We start from the raw sequence: 18,176 nt of genomic DNA, 5'->3' as shown, positions 1-18,176 counted from the left end.
GCTGGCGATGCCGCTCCATCTCCTCGCGACCGAACGCGACATTAGCGTCGCGTCCGGCCCGCTCTTTTCTTCGTCAAATGTATTCGAAAATTGCATCCGGCCCAATTACGGTCAAGTTACGGTCATCTGTGGTCACCGCGCATCGATAAAGCAATCCGCACGCTCGGGGAACTGCTCGTTCGTCCCAATGTGTGCGCTCGATCGTGATCCCATCGATGCGCGCGGCGCCAACCCATCATAACCTTAACTGCCAAAGAACAGGTTGCAGAAACTCGCCGGGCCTACACAAGCACTAGCATTTCTAGCCGGCGTCGTAGCGCGACGCTGCGGCGCCTGATCCGTATCCGCCCGCGACGTTTTTGCCTGGGCCGCTTGTTGAACATTCGCATGCGCGGGCGCGAGGGGTTCTGCGTGAACGGCGAAGCTAGCCGACAGCGAACAGGCACAAAGGACAGCAGTAAGCAATTTCATTTCAATCTCTCTATCTAGCAAGGTGATGGAGGCGATGCCTCCGTGGAAACAACCTAGCCAGATTAATCACTTCCAGCAGGCAAGAGAATCCCGCAGTTTCGGGAATGAATCTTCCATTCAGCGGGAATATCGGTTTGTACGGGCGCTCCGAACACTCACAGCAGGCAAATACGACTCAGTTCTACCGTGCGGCGATAGACGTTCCTGTTGAGCCATGGAACGAAGGTGTATTCGTCATATGCAGTACTGCCAACGAATATCCAGTTGTGCAATACGTGAGACATAGCGACCTCTGAGACTCTGGATGGTTTAGCAGGCATCGCGCGGGAAGGCATCACGACATCATCCCGAGACCTTCGTTTCGCTTCATCGGCTGCGGTACGCGTATCACATCGTCGGCAGTGGGGTTAGTGGGCGCCCGGAAGAAATCTATGCAAAAGTCGATGAACATCCTGAGCCGCGCCGGGATCAGTTCCCGGTGCGAATAGAAAAGGCATATTTCAACGCCGCTGTCCGAAGCCGTGAATTCCGGCAGGATGTGCACGAGCTGGCCCATATCGATATCTTCGCGAACCATGGTCTCGGGCAGTGTCGCGATGCCCGTTCCGTTGAGCGCCGCTTCGCGCAACACGACCTCGGTGCCTTCCATCGACGACAGGCGTGAAACGCTCACTTTGCGGCCGCTCTCATGCAGATCGATGAAGTCCGCATGCTTCCTTCTCGTTTCGGGATCGATCAGTAGAAAGTGTTTGGCAAGCTTCGACGGGGATTCCGGTGCACCGTATTGCTCGAGATACGCAGGGGAAGCCACGAGAATGCGAGGCGACCGGGCTAGAGTCCTGCGAATCACCGTGGACTGTTCGACGAGTTGAGGGGGCAGTATGGCGATATCGAAACGGCCGTCGAACAAATTCGTGACATGTTCCTGGACGGACACCACCAGACTCACGTGAGGCGCGATGGCGCGATAGCGCCGCAACAGTCGCGAAAACGTTCCGCTCATCAGCATGGGGTGCACGACCAGCCGCAGCTTGCCGCCATTGACCTCATGCTCGAACGCGATCTGCCGGTTCGCTTCGTCGAGTTCTTCGAGCAAGCGGTAACAGGTCACGTAATACGACTGCGCGACTTCGGTCAAAGAGACGGATCTCGTTGTCCTCAGCAAGACTCGGGTCTGGACGCATTCCTCAAGCTTGGCGATCGCTTTCGACACAGACCCTGTCGTCACATTCAACGATTCTGCGGCCTTGCTGAAGCTCTGATACCGCGCAGTGGCGACAAATGCACGCAACATGTAAAGCTGATCCATCTCGCACCTCATAAGTGTTTTGCTTGCCGACGATCCAAGCGTAAACGCGTCGGACGCGCGATGGTATCGTCCGATCAGGTGTGTGTCTTATGCAGGCGCGTGCGCGTCTAATACATTCGGATGGCTAAAGCAGGTGGCCGACATAGCGGCAGCGCTTGCACGCTCGGCCGCGTCACTCCTTCAGCAATTCACCAACCAGTGCGAGAAGTCGTGCGTCGTCCACGGGCTTCGAAAAGAAGCCGGCCGCGCCATGGGTTTTCGCGCGCTCGAACATTGCCTCGGTCGCGTAGGCGGTAATGAAAATGACAGGGATTGGGCGCTTCCATAGTTTGATCGATTCGAGCAGCGCAAAGCCGTCCATGCCCGGCATCTGAATATCGGCAACAACGAGCTTGAGCTTCGATCGGCGCGCATCGTCCAGAAGATGATGAGCGGACGCGTAGGCAATGACATTCCAGCTGGCCGAGCGCAGCGAACTGGACAGCGCCATCCGGACGGATTCATCGTCGTCCACCATGGCAATCGTAGCCGACGAGCGCGCTGGTTTTATCGGATGTCCCGTGGCCATTGAAATGATGCAGAAAGGTAGAATCTTTCTGCAAAATACAGGCCGGCCGAAGGGGCAGCAATCACACCTTCGGATGATTCTTGTGACAGTTCGTATTAGCGGGGCGAGATCCGCGCGCCGAGGCAAGCGGCCGTCGCACAGCGGAATGTGCGAATGCCTATCTGGCGCTCTGAGGTGCCGGCTGCACCTGCTGCAACTTCTTGATGAGTTCGGCCACGGATCGCGCATTGAGTTTGTGCATGGCTTGCGCTCGATGGATCTTGACCGTGACCTCGCTCAGGCACAGGAGGTCGGCAATCTGTTTGTTCAACAGGCCTTCCGATACGAGGCCGATCACTTCGCGTTCGCGCGCCGTCAGCGAATCGTACGCTTGTTGAATGCCCGCAACGAGCCTGGCCTGCCGCCTCAGTTCGCCGTCGCGTTTTAGCGCTGCAGCGATCGTATCGAGCAGATCCTGATCCTTGAATGGCTTGGTCATGAAATCGAAAGCGCCTGCTTTCATTGCCTTGACGGTCATGTCTATGTCGCCATGTCCCGTTAGAAAGACGATGGGAAATCGAATGCTTTCCTTGAAGGCTTCCTGCTGAAGCGTAAGGCCGCTTTCGCCTCGCAACCGAATGTCGAGAATGAGACAGCTCGGCACGTCCGGCATTTTCTCCGCGAGAAATTCGTCAGCCGATTCGAACGCACGAACCTCGATGCCAACCGACATGAGCAGACTGGTCAGTGCGCCTCGAATGGACTCGTCGTCGTCAATCACGTACACGAGCGAGCCCGGTGAATGTTCACTTTGCGTCCCAACACTGTCGTGTTTCATCGCTCGATCTTCGAAAAGTTCGTGATGGCGAAAAAGTGCCGATGCTCGTCATATAGTAAGCAATAGCAAGACTTATCGCTACTGGTTGCTCATCGTCTTCCTTTGAAGCAGGCGCCCACATAACTGACCCTCTTAGTGCGGCTCCTACGGCGCACACGCCTCTCGAACTACACGAATCATACGGGCGTATGAGCGACCACATGCCGGCACGCTGCAGCTTCAGCCATTCGGAGAATGGTCAGGCTGTCGCTGCACGCATAACCTTTCTCCAGCGGATCGTCGCGCAATTGGGATCCTTGCTCAGGTTGGGTGCGCAAAATGAAAGTCGCTATCGTCGTGCTTGATGGTGTGCAGGCCATGGATATCGCAGGCCTGCTCGACGTGTTCTCCGAAGCGAACCATTTCCTCGGTGCAACGCGCCAGTATCAGGTGCCCCTCATCGGCGAGCATGTGGGCGGGGTCGCGTGTTCGAACGCCATGCAGCTCTGTGTGCCGTGGGTCTACGCGGACTTCCGTGCCAACGTCGATGTTCTGCTGGTGACGAGCGGCTCCCGCAGCGCGACCGCTCGCCCGAAGCCGGATTTTCTGGCGTGGCTGCGGCGGCGCGCACTCGAGTCGAAGCGATACGGCTCGGTATGCAATGGCGCCTGGCTGCTCGGGCAGGCAGGTCTTCTCGATGGCAAAGAAGTCGCCGCGCGCTGGACCGACGCGAGCCGGATGGCCAGCGAATTCCCGCGCGCCCGCATACGCCCCGACAAAACGCTGATCCGCGATGGACGTCTGATTTCATCTGCCAGCGCGACCGCTGGACTCGACCTTGGCCTCTCTCTCGTGGCTGAGGACTGGGGCCAGATTCTCGCCGAACGCGTGGCAAGACGTCTCGGCACCAATCTGCAGAGCGAGCCAGACCCACGTGCCCCTTACATCGCGACACTTGCCGATGAGAGTTCGATCATCGGCAAAGTACAACGGCATATCGACGATCACCTTTCGGACGTGCTTTCGATCGAGCAACTGGCCGACGCTGTCTACGTGAGCCGGCGCACCTTGTCGAGGATTTTTGCGAAGCATCTCCACACGACACCCTCCGCATTCGTCGACGAAGTCCGTATGGGTGCTGCAAAAAGGCTACTGGAGGAACGCAATATGCCGATGAAAACCGTTGCGTTCAACTGCGGCTTTCATAACGCTGCGCACATGCGCATGGTGTTTCAAAGGCGTCTGAACGTCACACCACGGCAATACCGCCAGCAGTCCCGCAATACTGAGGCCTCCGGGGTCGCACTCTCCCCGCCCGTGTTTGCGAGCGGCTTTCACACGACGCCTTCGTATGCGCACATGGAGGCAACCGCCTGAGCGATTTGTTCTTGCGACGCAAGACTCTTTGTCCATGGTGGGTGTTCGACTCCGCAACGGATGCGCCTAGAGTGCACCTTCATCGGATCCGTCGATTCGAACGGCCAACCGGCCGGCCTACCCATACTGCGAGACACACAATGAGCACTTCCAAGGTCGTCATCGTCACCGGAGCATCGCAAGGCATTGGCGCTGAAACCGTCAAGGCTTTCCGCGCGCAAGGTCATCGCGTGGTCGCCACGGCCCGTTCCATCACACCGGCCGCTGAAGCGGACTATGTCGCCGTGGCCGGCGACATCGGCGACGCCGCCACGGCGCGCCGCGTGGTGAATGCCGCCATCGAGCACTTCGGCCGTGTCGATACGCTCGTCAACAACGCAGGCATTTTCATTGCGAAGCCCTTCACGCAGTACACCGCTGAAGACTACGCGGCGATCCTGAACGTCAACCTGAACGGTTTCTTCCACATTACGCAATACGCAATCGAAGCGATGCAGAAGCACGGCAGCGGCCACGTGGTGAGCGTCACCACTACGCTTGCCGACAAGGCAAACAGCAAAGTGCCGTCCGTGCTTGCTTCGCTTACCAAGGGCGGCCTGAATGCGGCGACGCGGTCGCTTGCCATCGAATACGCGCGTGCGGGAATCCGTGCCAATGCGGTTTCGCCCGGTATCGTCAAGTCGCCGATGCACGCTCCCGAAACGCACGCCACGCTCGGCGCGATGCATCCGGTCGGTCACATGGGTGAAATGAGCGACATCGTCAACGCGATTCTCTATCTCGACTCGGCGCCGTTCGTGACCGGCGAGATCCTGCACGTGGACGGCGGCCAGAGCGCGGGGCACTAAGCGCTTGCGCGGCGCGCGCCCCCGACGAGGATGATTCGTCGGGGGCGCTGTGCGCGCAAGACATTCATTGCACGTTCGTCAGCGTCTTCGTAATGACGAGCCATCGATCGTGCTGGCGCATGACCGAAAAATAATTGTAGTAATTGAACCCGAGCATGCGCACGTGCAGCTTCGCCGTTGCGATGTTTTGCTGAACATCGAGCATCAGCAGTTCCGTCTCAACCGGCTCGCCCCGTTCAGCCGGCGATTTCCTGTTCGCGACACCTGCGAGATACTCATCGATCGTCTTGTAGTAGGGATCGCCATTCACCTCTCCCGCTACGATCGCACGCGGATCGAACACCGTTCTCAACCGCTCCACATCGCCTCGCCAGGTGGCGTCGAAATAGCGCTGGACGAGTTCGACGATTTCGTTGCTGTCGCTCATTGCTTCACGCTCCTTTTAGATTTCGGCATCTGGCCGCGCATGCGAATACGTGCTGCGCAATCGCTTGCGCAGCACGCTCTCGAACAACCGGGACCCGACACGCTCAAGCGAGCGGCCCTTCGATCTCGTTAAGCCTTTCCTCGAGGGCGTTGACGCTCGCGTAGCCCGAATGCACGGCGTACGTGCGGCCTTGTTCTTCGAGCAGCAACGTAGGGAACGAAGCCACGCCGAGCGCTCGCGCGCGCGCGAAATCGCGCTGCGTCTCTTCCTTCGTTTCTGCCGCTGCCCAAGCCTGGTAGAACGCGTCGACGCCCACCTGTACGCCCGCCGCATGCAGCGCCGTCGCCGCGATATCGCTCAGCACATGGCCATCGGTCGTATCGCGGCCTTGCGCATAAAAGCCATTCTGAAGCGCGCGGAACACCGAGAGCAAGGCGTCACCGCTAGCGAAGCGGCGCGCCGCCACAACGGCGCGGCATACCGGCTCGGTATCGTAGACGAACCCCTCGAGCGCCATGAACGCCTCGCGGTTGAAGGGCAAGCCGCTCAGCGCTTCGACACGCTGCCAATGCTGCAGCCGGAAACGCTTGCCGGTTGTATCGAGTACATCGGTCGCGCCCGCGCGAATACCGCCGACCACGATTTCCAGTTTCAGATCGGGCACGCGCGCGACGAGCGCGGAAAGCTCCTTGCCAAAACCATAGCACCACGAACACATCGGATCGCCAACATAGATCAATTTCATTCTTGCTCGCTTCAATGAAGAGACAACGCGGGGCCCGCGGGACCCCATGTCCCGCGTCGCTCCCAGCCATCAAAGTCACTATATGATTGCGCCTCGACTCGATAAACGCAGCAGCCAGAACTTCTTTTGTTACATGGCGGAACGAGGAAACCTGTTACGTTCGGGCTGGCGCTGAAGCACGCGCCTAGAACATGTCAGAAGCGGCTTGATGACCCACGCGCGTCCCACCCGACTCATCTCCATCCCTGGATGGAATGAACGGCCCCGTGATCATTTCCGAATAGCTTTTGCCGGGCCCGACCATCGGAAACACATCGGCATCCTGATCGATCATGACTTCAAGGAAGGCGGGCCCTTCAAAGTCGATGAAAGCCCTGAGTTTTTCCTCGACTTCACCGAGAACCTCCACGCGCTGCGCGAACTCGAACCCGTCGGCGCGCGCCGCCATGACAAAGTCCTTTCGATGCAGCGACTTGTCGCTCACGCACAGGCGCCCGTCGTAAAAGAGACGCTGCCACTGCCGGATCATTCCGTCACCGACATTGTTGAACAGCAGCACCTTGACCGGCACGCCATACGTAGTCGCGGTTTCCAGATCGCCGATGTTCATGCGCATGCTGCCGTCGCCGTCGATGTCGATCACGAGGGCATCGGGGCGTCCCATCTGGGCGCCGATCGCAGCGGGCAAGCCGAACCCCATCGTCCCCATGCTGCCCGACGTGAGAAAGCTGCGCGGCTCGAGGAAGTCGAAGAACTGCGCGGCCCACATCTGGTGCTGGCCGACGCCCGTGGTGACGATAGCCCGCCCGCCAGTCATCTCACTCAACTTTTCCACCACGAACTGCGGCTGAATCAGCGGGCTATTGCGGTCGTAGTTCATGCCGTAGCGCTGCTTCAGTTCCCTGATGTAGTCAAGCCACGCCGTAGGGGCCTGCACGTGCGCTTCGTGTTGCATCAGCGAAAGCAGCGCGTCCTTCGCGTCGCCCACGTGGGTCCAGTGCGCGCGCTTCACCTTGTTGATTTCCGCTTCGTCGATATCGATGTGCGCGACAAAGCGCGCTCGCGGCGCAAATGAGTGAGGGCGGCCGCCCGCGACACGATCGTCGAATCGCGCGCCCACGGCGATCAGGAAATCGCAATCTTCCACCGCGTAGTTCGCGCAGGCCGCGCCGTGCATGCCCAACATGCCGAGCCCGAGCTCGTGCTTCACGGACATCGTGCCGAGCCCCATCAACGTGTTCACCACGGGAATGCGATAGCGCTCGGCGAACTCACGCAATTGCGCCGTGGCGCCGGCTGTGATGACGCCCCCGCCCACATACAGCAATGGGCGCTTGCTTTGCGCCAGCAAATCGAAGAACGCGTGGCGCTTGCTCTCTTCGAGACGTGCGCCCTTCGCCACCTTGCGCAGACGGTCTGAATAGCCGCGAAACGCCAGCGTACCGTTGCCCTGCCAGGTGCCGGTCCAGTTCTGGATGTCTTTGGGCACATCCACGACAACGGGGCCGGGTCGGCCGGTGCGCGCCACTTCGAATGCGGTGCGCAGCGTTTGTTCGAGCTTGTCCGGGTCGGTCACCAGGAACACCTGCTTGGCGCACGCCGACATGATGTTGAACACCGGCGCTTCCTGGAAAGCATCGCTGCCAATGGCGGCGCGGGGCACCTGTCCGCAGATGAGGACCACCGGCACCGAGTCGCCATTGCAGTCGGCGATCGGCGTCACGGCATTCGTCGCGCCGGGACCCGACGTCACCATGAACACGCCCACTTTGCCGCTCGCGCGCGCATAGCCCGCGGCCATGAAGCCGGCAGTCTGTTCGTTCGCGGGCACGACGAGGTTAATCTGACGCTCGGGCTCGTCGGCATGCAGCTCGTTGAAACGAAACACCGCGTCGTAGGTCGGCAAGATCGCGCCGCCGCTATAACCGAATACGGTATCGACACCCTGTTCGCTAAGTACGCGCAAGATGATATCGGCGCCTGACATCGGCTCGCCGGGAAACGGCGCTTTGGGGGCACTTTCTGAAGCCATTTTTGGGTTCTGGGTCATACCTGACTCGCACGGAAAACGGGCGCTGATGCGATCAGCGGCCAAACACATCGGATCATTTCCCTTCCGACTCAAGAACAGCGTATGTCCCCTACCAGCTCGTGGGCGACGGCTTCAGCGGGTTCTCCGCATGAAGCACAGTTCACCCCGCACTCTTTTGACGTGCACCTGGAAAAACCGTGAGAAAGGGTTCCAAAGATTCTGACAACGATTGCATCGATCTGCGTCAGCAAGAAGGGTGTTTGTGGGCCAAGATGAGTCTCATCCGGGCCACATGCCCCTCCCTACCATTCGGCAATGCCCACGTCGAGGTTCTCGTCGTAGAAAGCAACGAGAAACTCTTCTGGCATCAGCCACGAGTCGACGCTCACGGTTTGTGCGCCAACATCGACGTCGACCTTCGCTTCGGCGTCCACGGACTTCATCGCATGCACGATCATCGGAAGATCGGTCGTGCGGATTTCGGTTTTCATCGCGAACTTCACTTTTCACCTCTCTGTTTCGATAACAGTCTGATTCACTATAGGCTCAATGCTCGCTGCCACCAACCAGGCTGGCCTCAATTCACTCTTTACATCGCGTAACCCAATCAAGCCGGCATGCGGCGATCATCAGGCTTCGTCGAGGATGTCCACCTCTTCGGCGAACGCGAGGACCGCTTCCCGCACGCCTGCGACACCGAGGCCGCTCAACCGGAGCAGTTCCGAACGGTCACCGTGCTGTACGAACGCGTCGGGCAGTCCGAGCCGCAGCATGCGTACGGCCCAACCCTCCGCCGCGATCCGCTCGGCGCATGCCGCGCCCGCCCCGCCAATCACGGCCCCCTCTTCGAGTGTCACGATCACTTCGTGCTCGTTTGCCACCGTCAGCAACAGGTCTTCATCGAGCGGCTTCACGAAGCGCATATCGACCACGGTCGCGTCGATCTCCTTCGCGACTTCCATCGCAACCGAGAGCAATGGTCCAAACGCCAGAAACGCCACGCGCGCGCCGCCCTGCTTACCAGAGACCCTGCAAACTAGCCCTCTTCCTAGCGGCAGCGTTTCTTTTGTCTGCTCAATGACTTCAGATCCGGTTGTCGCCCGCGGATAGCGCACCGCGCATGGACCCGGCCACGCAAGCCCCGTGTTCAGCATGCGATAGCACTCCGTTTCATCGGACGGGGTCATGACCACCATATTCGGGACGCAACGCAGGGCCGCAATGTCGAACGCGCCCACGTGCGTGGCGCCATCACCCCCGGCAATCCCCGCGCGATCCAACGCGAACAGAACGGGCAGGTTCTGCAAGGCGACATCGTGAATCAACTGGTCGTAACCGCGCTGAAGAAACGTCGAATAGATCGCCACAACAGGCCTCATTCCCTCGACGGCGAGGCCGGCCGCCAGCGTGAGCGCGTGCTGTTCCGCGATACCCACGTCGATATAGCGATCCGGATAACGACGCTCGAATTCGGTCAAACAGGAGCCTTCGCTCATCGCAGGCGTGATACCGAAGATTCGATCATCTGTCGCCGCCGAGTCGCACAGCCATTGGCCAAATATCTGGCTATACGTCATCTTGCCGCCTCTCTGGCGCACGAGCCCCGTCTCAGGCTTGAACGGACTGGGCCCGTGGTAGGCAACGGGATCGAGTTCTGCAGGCCGATAACCCTTTCCTTTTTGCGTCGCCACGTGAATGACGTGCGGGCGTGTGCGCGTCTTCGCGTCGCGCAACGCGCCGAGCAGGGTCGGCATATCGTGGCCGTCGATGGGACCGATGTAATCCAGACCCAGTGTTTCGAATAGCGTGCAAAAAGAGACATGCGTTTGATCGCGCCAACGCCTGACCAGCGACTCGAGATGATCGTTCAGCCCTCCAACTGCCGGGGAAATCGACATACGGTTGTCATTCAGAACTATCGTGAGCGGCAACGTCTCGCAGGACCCCGCGTGATTCATGGCTTCAAATGCCATACCCGCAGACAACGCGCCATCGCCGATAACCGCAACGACGCGGGCGTCGCGGCCGCGCAGCCCCAACGCCATGCCGACTGCCGCCGATATCGAAGTGCCGGCGTGCCCGACGCCGAACGTGTCATAAGGCGACTCGTCGCGTGTGGGAAAGCCTGCCATCCCGCCCACTTTCCGCACGCCCCGCATTGCGGATTTTCGGCCGGTCAGGATCTTGTGCGGATAGGATTGATGCCCGACGTCCCATACGAGACGGTCCTTCGGCGTGTCGAACACATAGTGAAGCGCAACGGTCAGCTCCACGACACCGAGACTCGATGCCAGGTGACCGCCGGTGCCCGACACACTGTCGATCACGAATTCCCGAACCTCGTCCACCAGGCGTTCAAGCTCACTCTCGTTTAGATCGCGCAAATTGCTCGGGAAATCGATCATGTCAAGCAAGTTCATGATGTTTCAATCCTTGATGGTTTGAATTCAACCGGCTTTCAGGTCATCCGTGGTCCAGCCGCCGCCGAGCGCGTGAATGAGATCGACATTCGCATCCAGTTGCCGCGTGCGAAGCGCAATTACGCTGAGTTGTGCTTCGAGTTCGGCGGATTGCGCCTCGACCACGTCCAGATAGCTCACCGCGCCACGCTGATAACGCGCGAGCGCCAGATTGAGTGCGGTTTGAGCGGCACCGGCGGCGTCCTGCTGCTGATTCGTTGCGGTGCCCAGGTCGTCGAGCAACGTGAGGTTGTCTTCCACCTGCCTGAACGACCCAAGCACCACGCTGCGGTAGCGTGCGCCGGCCTCCGCCGTGGCCTCCTTCGCGGAATCCAGCTGCGCCCGGCGCTTGCCGCCGTCCAGCAGATACACTGCCAGAGACGGCCCGATCGCCCAATACGAACTGGAAAGACTGAGCAGATTCCCAAGCACCGAACTTTGCACGCCACCTTGTGCGCTGAGCGTGAGCGTTGGGAAGTAAGCCGCGCGTGCCACGCCGATCTTCGAATTGGCCGCTGCAATGCGCCGCTCGGCTGCGGCGACGTCCGGCCGCCGTTGCAGCAGCGTGGAAGGCACGCCGACCGGAATGACAGGCAGCGCGATGGATTCGGTACTCGGCGCGAGCTGGAACTCCGAGGGCGAAGCGCCTACGAGCACCGCTATCGCATGCTCCAGCAACGCTCGCTGGGCCCTGATCTGAGTGAGTTCGGACTGGACCGACGACAACTGGTTGCTTGCGCGCGCGACGTCGAGACCCGAGACGATTCCCGCGCCATGCCGGTTGCGGGTCAAGTCGAGCGCCTTCTGGTACGCGTCCTGGGTCCCCTCGATCAACTGGATTTGCTGATCGAGGCCGCGCAGGTCGATGTAGCTTCGCGCCAGTTCGATTTCGAGGCTCAACTGCGTCGAAGCCAGATCCGCCTTCGACGCCAGGCCTTCGTCCTTGCTCGCGGCAACGGAATCGCGCACGCGTCCCCACAGATCGACTTCGTAGTCGACTTCGACACCCAGCGTGGCCGAGTTGTAATCGGTCGGCCCGGTTGGGCTGCGCAACGGCCGCGTGTCCGACTCGCGATCTCGCTGGACATTGCCTGCAGCGGAAGCCTGCGGATACATCTGCGACTTGACCTGCCGGATATACGCCTGGGACTGCTCATAATGGAATAGCGCCGCGCTGAGGTCGGGGTTCTTCGCGATCAGCCGTTGTTCGAGGTCGTCGAGCTCGGGCTCCTTATACAGCTTCCACCATCCCGCGCGGTCGAGCTGGTCAGCCGGGCTCGCCGCGGTCCATAGCCCCTGCGCCTGGTACTGCGCCGCAACGGGCGTTTCGGGCACCTCGTAGTGCGGCGCGAGTGAGCACGCCGCAAGCGCCACGGCACTCGCCAGCGTGGCCAGTTTCAGATACTTGATCATGCTATTCACCTTTAGCCTTCGGTGCGATCACCTGAACATGGTCGCCCTCGACGAGTCCATCGGGCGGCGCGTCGACCACGCGGTCGCTTTGCGCCAGTCCCGAACCGATATCGACCGCATTACCCAGGTCCTGCACGATCGAAACCGGTTTGAAATGCACGGTGTCGTTGCGATCGACGGTGGCAAGCCGCAGCCCCCGGTTGTCGAATATCAGCGCGCTGGCTGGGACCCGCAGTGCGTCGGCACGTGCAGGCAGCGCGAAGTGCAGATTCACGAAGTCGCCCGGCAGCAGCAGATGACCGGGGTTGTCGACCATCAACTGGACGAGCGACGTGCCCGACGCGGCGTTGACCGAGTCCGCCAGACCCACGACCGTGGCCGTGAAGGTCTTGCCGGGATACTCCGGCACGGTGAAGGTGCCGGTACCGCCCGGCTTGACCGCCGGCACGTATTCCTGCGGCACGCGCACATACACACGCAGCTTGTCCACACTCGATACGGAGAAGAGTTGCGGCCCCGTACCGCCGCCAGCACTGATCAATGCGCCCACGTCGGTGTTACGTGCGGTGATCACGCCATCGAACGGAGCGACGATCCGCGCGAAGCTCTTGGTCGCAACCAGCCGGTCCAGATTCGCCTGCGCCGCCGCTACGCGAGCCTGCTTCGCCACAGAATCCTGGGTGCGGTCATCGACCTCCTGGCGCGATACTGAATCGGAGTCCAGAAGACTTTGCCAGCGCGCGGCGGTCGTTTTCGCGAGCGCGGCGTCGGCTTGCGCGCTGGCGAGATCGGCCTTCGCCTGGATCAACTGCTGATCGAGTTCAGGCGTCTCGATCTCGGCGAGCGTTTGGCCTGCCTTCACCTGCGTGCCGATGTCGACGCTCCACGATTTCAGATATCCGCTCACCCGTGCATAGATGGGCGCGCTTTCGAACGCGTCCAGTCTGCCAGGCAGGTCCAGCGACCCGCCCGGCGCCTCCGGGGCAGGCACGACGACATTCACGGATGGAATAGCTTGAGCCTCTGTCCAGGCCTTCAGTTGATGCTCATGCTTCATGCGAAACGAGACGCCACCCGCCACGATGAGGATGGCGAGCGCACAACCGACCAGGCCTGTTAAGGAAAGCTGACGTTGCGCGACTGCGGCGCGCGTTGTGGGTTCAGAGGACATGGATCGAATCTCCGGTAAGCTGCGTGGCCGTCGATGTGCGACCCCGACGCGAGTGGATCATGCAAAAAATAGCGGGCACGAGAAAAAGCGTTGCGACGGTGGCGAACAGCAGCCCGCCAATCACCGCTCGGCCCAACGGCGCGTTTTGCTCTCCGCCCTCGCCAAGACTCAATGCCATCGGCGCCATGCCAATAATCATCGAGAGCGCCGTCATGAGGACCGGCCGGAACCGGGTCGTACCGGCTTCCAGAGCTGCCTTGAACGCATCGCCGTGCTCGGCCAGACGTTCGCGGCTGAAACTCACCACCAGAATGGAATTGGCCGTTGCCACCCCCATGCACATGATTGCGCCGGTCAGTGCAGGCACCGAAAGCGTGGTATCTGTTGCGAACAACATCCAGACGATGCCGGCCAGTGCGCCAGGCAATGCCGCCACGATCACGAGCGGATCGGACCACGACTGGAAATTCACCACGATGAGCAGGTAGATCAGCACTACAGCGCCCAGAATGCCGAACGACAAGCCCCCGAAGGCGTTGTTCATCGTCTGCACCTGGCCGAGCAGAACGACCTTCGCTCCCTTGGGCGCATCCTTGGCATTGGCCGAAACGATATGGCGAATGTCGGCGGCAACCGCACCGAGGTCGCGCCCCTGGGTCGTGGCGAACACCTCGACCATGGGCTGCACGTTGTAGTTGCTCACCACTTCGTTGCTCGCCGTGCGATGAATGCTCGCCACGCCGCCAAGGATTTGCCCGTCGTTCGCCTCGGCGCCGCCGCTCACGGGCAGATTCACGAGCGACGCGAGCGAATCCACGCTGTATTGCGGCGTCTGGAGAACGATCGAATACTCCACGCCATTGGCTGCGTTGAGCCAGTACGTGGGGTCGATCTGGCTCGATCCCGCCATATGCACCACAAGACTATTGGTCACATCGCGTTCGGTCAGACCCTGCAACGAAGCACGGTCGCGATCCACATCGATATTGAATTGCGGATTGGCCTGCGACTGCTCGATGCGCGCGTCGACAACACCGGGCACATGCCGGATCTGGCGCAGCAGCGAGTTGGCGTAAGCGAAGTCGGCCGGCAAATTGTTGCCACGAATCTGCAAGTCGATCGGTGCAGGCGAGCCGAAGTTCAGGATCTGACTCACGATATCCGCGGGCGGGAACGAGAACGTCACGCCCGGGAACGCGCGCGGCAACGATTCGCGCAACTTGCGCACGTAGGCGGCCGTGGAGCCGTGACCTTCATTCAGCGAGATCTGGATGTCGCCGTCCTGCGGGCCAATCGTGCCCGTGTTGTTGTAGGCCGTATTGATCGAACTGGTGGAGAGTCCAATGTTGTCCACCACGGTGCCGAGTTCGGCCGGCGGAATCGTCGCGCGAACCTGAGCTTCCACTTCGGCGAAAATCCCGGCGGTTCTCTCCACACGCGTTCCCACCGGCGCGCGCACGTGCAGCAGGATCTGGCCCGCGTCGACGTCCGGGAAGAAGTTGCGGCCAAGCAGCGGCATCAACGCGAACGACGCCACGACGAATGCAAAGAAGCCCATGACGAATGCGCGGCGACGCACCAGCACCCATTCGAGCATCGCCGCGTAATTCCCACGCACGCGCTCGAAACGCTGCTCGAATCCACGGTGAAAGCGCGCCCACACGCTGGAAGACTCTCGATGGTCCTGTTCACGTGCATGGGCCTTCAGCAGGTACTTCGCCATCGTCGGCACGAGCGTGCGCGAGAGAATGAACGAGGAAATCATCGCGAAGATCACCGACTCGGCCATCGGCACGAACAAGAATCTCGCCACGCCGTTCAGGAAGAACATCGGCACGAACACGATGCAGATGCACAGCAACGAAACGAACGCCGGCGTCACGATCTGCGCGGCGCCGTCGAGAATGGCGGCCTCGACGTCCTTGCCTTGCTCCAGGTGCCAGTTGATGTTCTCGATGGTCACGGTCGCGTCGTCCACGAGAATACCCACCGCCAACGCGAGCCCGCCGAGCGTCATGATATTGAGCGTCTCGCCGAGCACCGAGAGCACGGAGATCGAACCGAGAATCGCGAGCGGAATGGAGGTCGCGATAATGATCGTCGAGCGCCAGCTGCCGAGAAACAGCAGGATCATCACACTCGTGAGCAAGGCGGCGATCAAACCCTCACGCGCCACCCCCTTGATCGCGGAGCGCACGAAGATTGACTGGTCGCCAATCGCAGCGATCTGCAGCGCGTCGGGCAAGGACGCCTTCGCATCGGCCACCTTCTGGCGAATGCCGCCGATAATCGCCAAGGTCGAGGCCGAGCCGTTCTTGAACACCGTGAGCAGCACCGAACGCTTGCCTTCCACGTGAACGATATTGGGCTGCGGCGGGCTGCCGTCCGTCACATCGGCGACGTCATGCATATGCACCACGGTGCCGTTGGCGGACTTGACCGGCAGATTCGCAATGGCCGCGATGGTCGCCGGCGCATCGTTCAATTGCAGCGTGTACTCGTAGTTGCCGATCTTTTCGGTGCCGACCGGCGTCACGAGATTCTGCGCCGTCAACGCGTTGAGCACGTCCTCGGCCGACAACGAGCGCGCCTCGAGTTCCGAAGGCTTGATGTTGACCTGAACCTGCCGGTCTTTGCCGCCAAACGGAAACGGAATTGCGGCGCCATTCACGGTCGCCAGAATCGGGCGCAACTGGTTCTTGCCAAGGTCCGCGAGATTCTGTTCCGAGAGACCTTTGCCCGAAAGCGCGAGCTGAATGATCGGAACCGTCGAAGCGTTGTAGTTGATGATGAACGGCGGCGTGGCCGAAGGCGGAAGCTGCTTCAAGATCTGCTGCGAAATGGCCGTTACCTGCGCATTCGCCGTACCGATATTGGTGCCCGGCTGGAAGAAGATCTTGACGATGCCGTAGCCGGTGAGCGAAGTGCCTTCGATGTGTTGAACGCCATTCACGGTCGTCGTCAACACCCGCTCGTACGGCGCCATCACGCGACCCTCCATCTGGTCGGGCGAAAGCCCCGTGTACTGCCATACCACGCTAATGACCGGGATATTGATCGAAGGAAAAATATCCGTAGGGGTACGAAACGCCGACAGAACGCCGACGATCAGGATAAACACGGCCAGAACGACAAAGGTATAAGGCCGTTTCAGCGCAACGCGCACGATGCCAATCATGATAATTCCAGTATTCGAAGCTGGCATCGACCTGATCGCGGCGGATTCCAGCAAGCAGATTCCCGATGCCTTGAATCAATCCGCGTTTGATGGGACCTGGCCCGTGGAAGCGCGAGGCGCTCCGATCCAGTGGATGGCGGCAGCAACGATCCCGAGCACGACGCCGAAGGCCACGATGCCCGACCAGCCATAGCGACTCATGAGCCAGCCGCTGACCGTCGCACCGAAGGCGCCGCCGAAAAAGGTGGCCGTCATATAGAGGCTGTTGATTCGGCCTTGTGCTTTCGGGTCGACTGCGAACGCGCGAGTCTGGTTGGAAACGAGACCGGACTGCACACCAATATCGAGCACGATCACGCCGACGATCAGCATCGTGAGCGACGTGGCCGCGCCGGAGAGAATCAGGTAGGCAAGCGTCGCGATGCCGATACTCGCGCCAATGACCTTGCGGAACCCCACCCGGTCGGTGGCATTGCCACCGAGCGATGCGGCGAACGCGCCGGCCGCGCCGATAATGCCGAAGCCGCCCGCCCACGCGCTGCCGAGGTGCCACGGTCCGCTCTTGAGCAGCGCGGCGAGATTGACCCAGAAGGCGTTGAAACAGGCCCACAGCAGCGCCTGGATAATCATCGATTCACGAATCGGACGATGGTCGCGAACGAGCGGCCACAGCGAAGCGAGCAGGCGGCCATACGAAAGATTCGTGGTGGGCACGCCCTTGGGCAGCAGCGCGGCTGCGGCGATGAACACGGGCACCATGAACACGGCTTCCGCGCCGTACACCGCACGCCAACCCCACGCCGCGCCGATCACGCCGGCAATCGTGCGGCCGACCAGGATGCCGACCATGATGCCGCTCACGACAGTGCCGACGTTACGCCCCCGCTCGTGCGGCAACGACATGACGGCCGCGAAGGGCACGAGCTGCTGGGGAACGCAACTCACGATCCCAAGCGCAAACGAAGCCGCAATCAGTGCCCAGATCCCGGGCGCAACCGCCGACGTCGCCGCAAAAACGAGTGCGAGCGCGATTTGAGTCAGCACGAGCTTGCGCCGGTCGAAACGGTCGCCAAGCGGCAACAACAGCGCGAGCCCCGTAGAGAAACCGAGCAGCGCCGCGCCGGCGACAAGATCGACCGCAGTGATGTTGACCCGCAGACCCGCTGCGATCAGCGGCAGAATCGGCTGCGTGCAATAGATGTTGGTGATCACGGCTCCTGCGATGATCGCCATCATGACGATCTTGCCGCGCGATGCCACGGCGGGTGTTGCTGGACTTGCGGGTGAGTTGGGTACGCCGCTCACGACAACCTCCTTGTTCGTTGAATTTCTCCGGGTTTTGCAGCGAATTGCCGCGATCCAGATTGAGGTCGAACGTTACG

General features: G+C 60.8%; 14 protein-coding genes. 2 read left to right on the top strand and 12 right to left on the bottom strand.

The annotated features are described in order from the left end of the window. Positions 1-805: 805 nt before the first annotated feature. The 3 genes from U5A52_RS30325 to U5A52_RS30315 form a co-directional block, all read right to left on the bottom strand. Positions 806-1,765 carry a LysR family transcriptional regulator gene (locus U5A52_RS30325; RefSeq protein ID WP_321937542.1) on the bottom strand — a complete coding sequence of 320 codons (960 nt, stop codon included), beginning with the start codon at positions 1,763-1,765 and terminating at the stop codon, positions 806-808. Between the two features lie 187 nt (positions 1,766-1,952). Then, positions 1,953-2,297: a response regulator gene (locus U5A52_RS30320; protein WP_321937414.1), complete on the bottom strand. Its 345-nt coding sequence runs from the start codon at positions 2,295-2,297 to the stop codon at positions 1,953-1,955. A gap of 208 nt (positions 2,298-2,505) precedes the next feature. Then, entirely contained in the window at positions 2,506-3,165 is a 660-nt protein-coding gene (locus tag U5A52_RS30315) for a response regulator transcription factor (protein WP_321937412.1), read from the bottom strand. Positions 3,166-3,483: 318 nt separating this feature from the next. Here U5A52_RS30315 and U5A52_RS30310 point away from each other — a divergent pair, with 318 nt between their 5' ends. After that, positions 3,484-4,521: a GlxA family transcriptional regulator gene (locus U5A52_RS30310; protein ID WP_321937410.1), complete on the top strand. Its 1,038-nt coding sequence runs from the start codon at positions 3,484-3,486 to the stop codon at positions 4,519-4,521. A 140-nt stretch (positions 4,522-4,661) separates the two neighbouring features. After that, complete coding sequence (locus U5A52_RS30305) at positions 4,662-5,369, top strand: SDR family oxidoreductase (RefSeq protein WP_321937408.1); 708 nt, start codon at positions 4,662-4,664, stop codon at positions 5,367-5,369. 64 nt (positions 5,370-5,433) lie between these two features. On the opposite strand, the gene U5A52_RS30300 is transcribed toward U5A52_RS30305, so the two are convergent. The 9 genes from U5A52_RS30300 to U5A52_RS30260 all read right to left on the bottom strand — a co-directional run bounded on the left by U5A52_RS30300 (position 5,434) and on the right by U5A52_RS30260 (position 18,099). Continuing rightward, positions 5,434-5,796, bottom strand: a complete 363-nt coding sequence (locus U5A52_RS30300; RefSeq protein ID WP_321937406.1) for a nuclear transport factor 2 family protein — start codon at positions 5,794-5,796, stop codon at positions 5,434-5,436. A 103-nt stretch (positions 5,797-5,899) separates the two neighbouring features. Next, positions 5,900-6,541: a DsbA family protein gene (locus U5A52_RS30295; protein ID WP_321937404.1), complete on the bottom strand. Its 642-nt coding sequence runs from the start codon at positions 6,539-6,541 to the stop codon at positions 5,900-5,902. A gap of 184 nt (positions 6,542-6,725) precedes the next feature. Continuing rightward, positions 6,726-8,591 carry a biosynthetic-type acetolactate synthase large subunit gene (gene ilvB, locus U5A52_RS30290; RefSeq protein ID WP_321937402.1) on the bottom strand — a complete coding sequence of 622 codons (1,866 nt, stop codon included), beginning with the start codon at positions 8,589-8,591 and terminating at the stop codon, positions 6,726-6,728. 284 nt (positions 8,592-8,875) lie between these two features. Beyond that, a complete protein-coding gene (locus U5A52_RS30285) occupies positions 8,876-9,076 on the bottom strand; it encodes a copper chaperone (RefSeq protein ID WP_415774075.1) in 201 nt (66 codons plus the stop codon). 126 nt (positions 9,077-9,202) lie between these two features. Beyond that, positions 9,203-10,993 carry a 1-deoxy-D-xylulose-5-phosphate synthase gene (gene dxs / locus U5A52_RS30280; RefSeq protein WP_321937399.1) on the bottom strand — a complete coding sequence of 597 codons (1,791 nt, stop codon included), beginning with the start codon at positions 10,991-10,993 and terminating at the stop codon, positions 9,203-9,205. A gap of 27 nt (positions 10,994-11,020) precedes the next feature. Then, a complete protein-coding gene (locus tag U5A52_RS30275; protein WP_321937396.1) occupies positions 11,021-12,445 on the bottom strand; it encodes an efflux transporter outer membrane subunit in 1,425 nt (474 codons plus the stop codon). 1 nt (position 12,446) lies between these two features. Next, a complete protein-coding gene (locus tag U5A52_RS30270) occupies positions 12,447-13,616 on the bottom strand; it encodes an efflux RND transporter periplasmic adaptor subunit (RefSeq protein WP_321937395.1) in 1,170 nt (389 codons plus the stop codon). Beyond that, positions 13,606-16,794 carry an efflux RND transporter permease subunit gene (locus tag U5A52_RS30265; protein ID WP_321937393.1) on the bottom strand — a complete coding sequence of 1,063 codons (3,189 nt, stop codon included), beginning with the start codon at positions 16,792-16,794 and terminating at the stop codon, positions 13,606-13,608. The genes U5A52_RS30270 and U5A52_RS30265 overlap by 11 nt, the downstream gene beginning before the upstream one ends. Before the next feature lie 75 nt (positions 16,795-16,869). Beyond that, the gene (locus tag U5A52_RS30260) at positions 16,870-18,099 is read right to left on the bottom strand and encodes an MFS transporter (protein WP_321937391.1); all 1,230 of its coding nucleotides are present in this window, start codon (positions 18,097-18,099) and stop codon (positions 16,870-16,872) included. Positions 18,100-18,176 lie beyond the last annotated feature (77 nt).

Source organism: Paraburkholderia sp. J8-2 (genome assembly GCF_905220195.1).
GTDB lineage: Bacteria > Pseudomonadota > Gammaproteobacteria > Burkholderiales > Burkholderiaceae > Paraburkholderia.
Note: the sequence above shows the minus strand (reverse complement) of the source record. Positions and strands in the feature narration are given on the sequence as shown.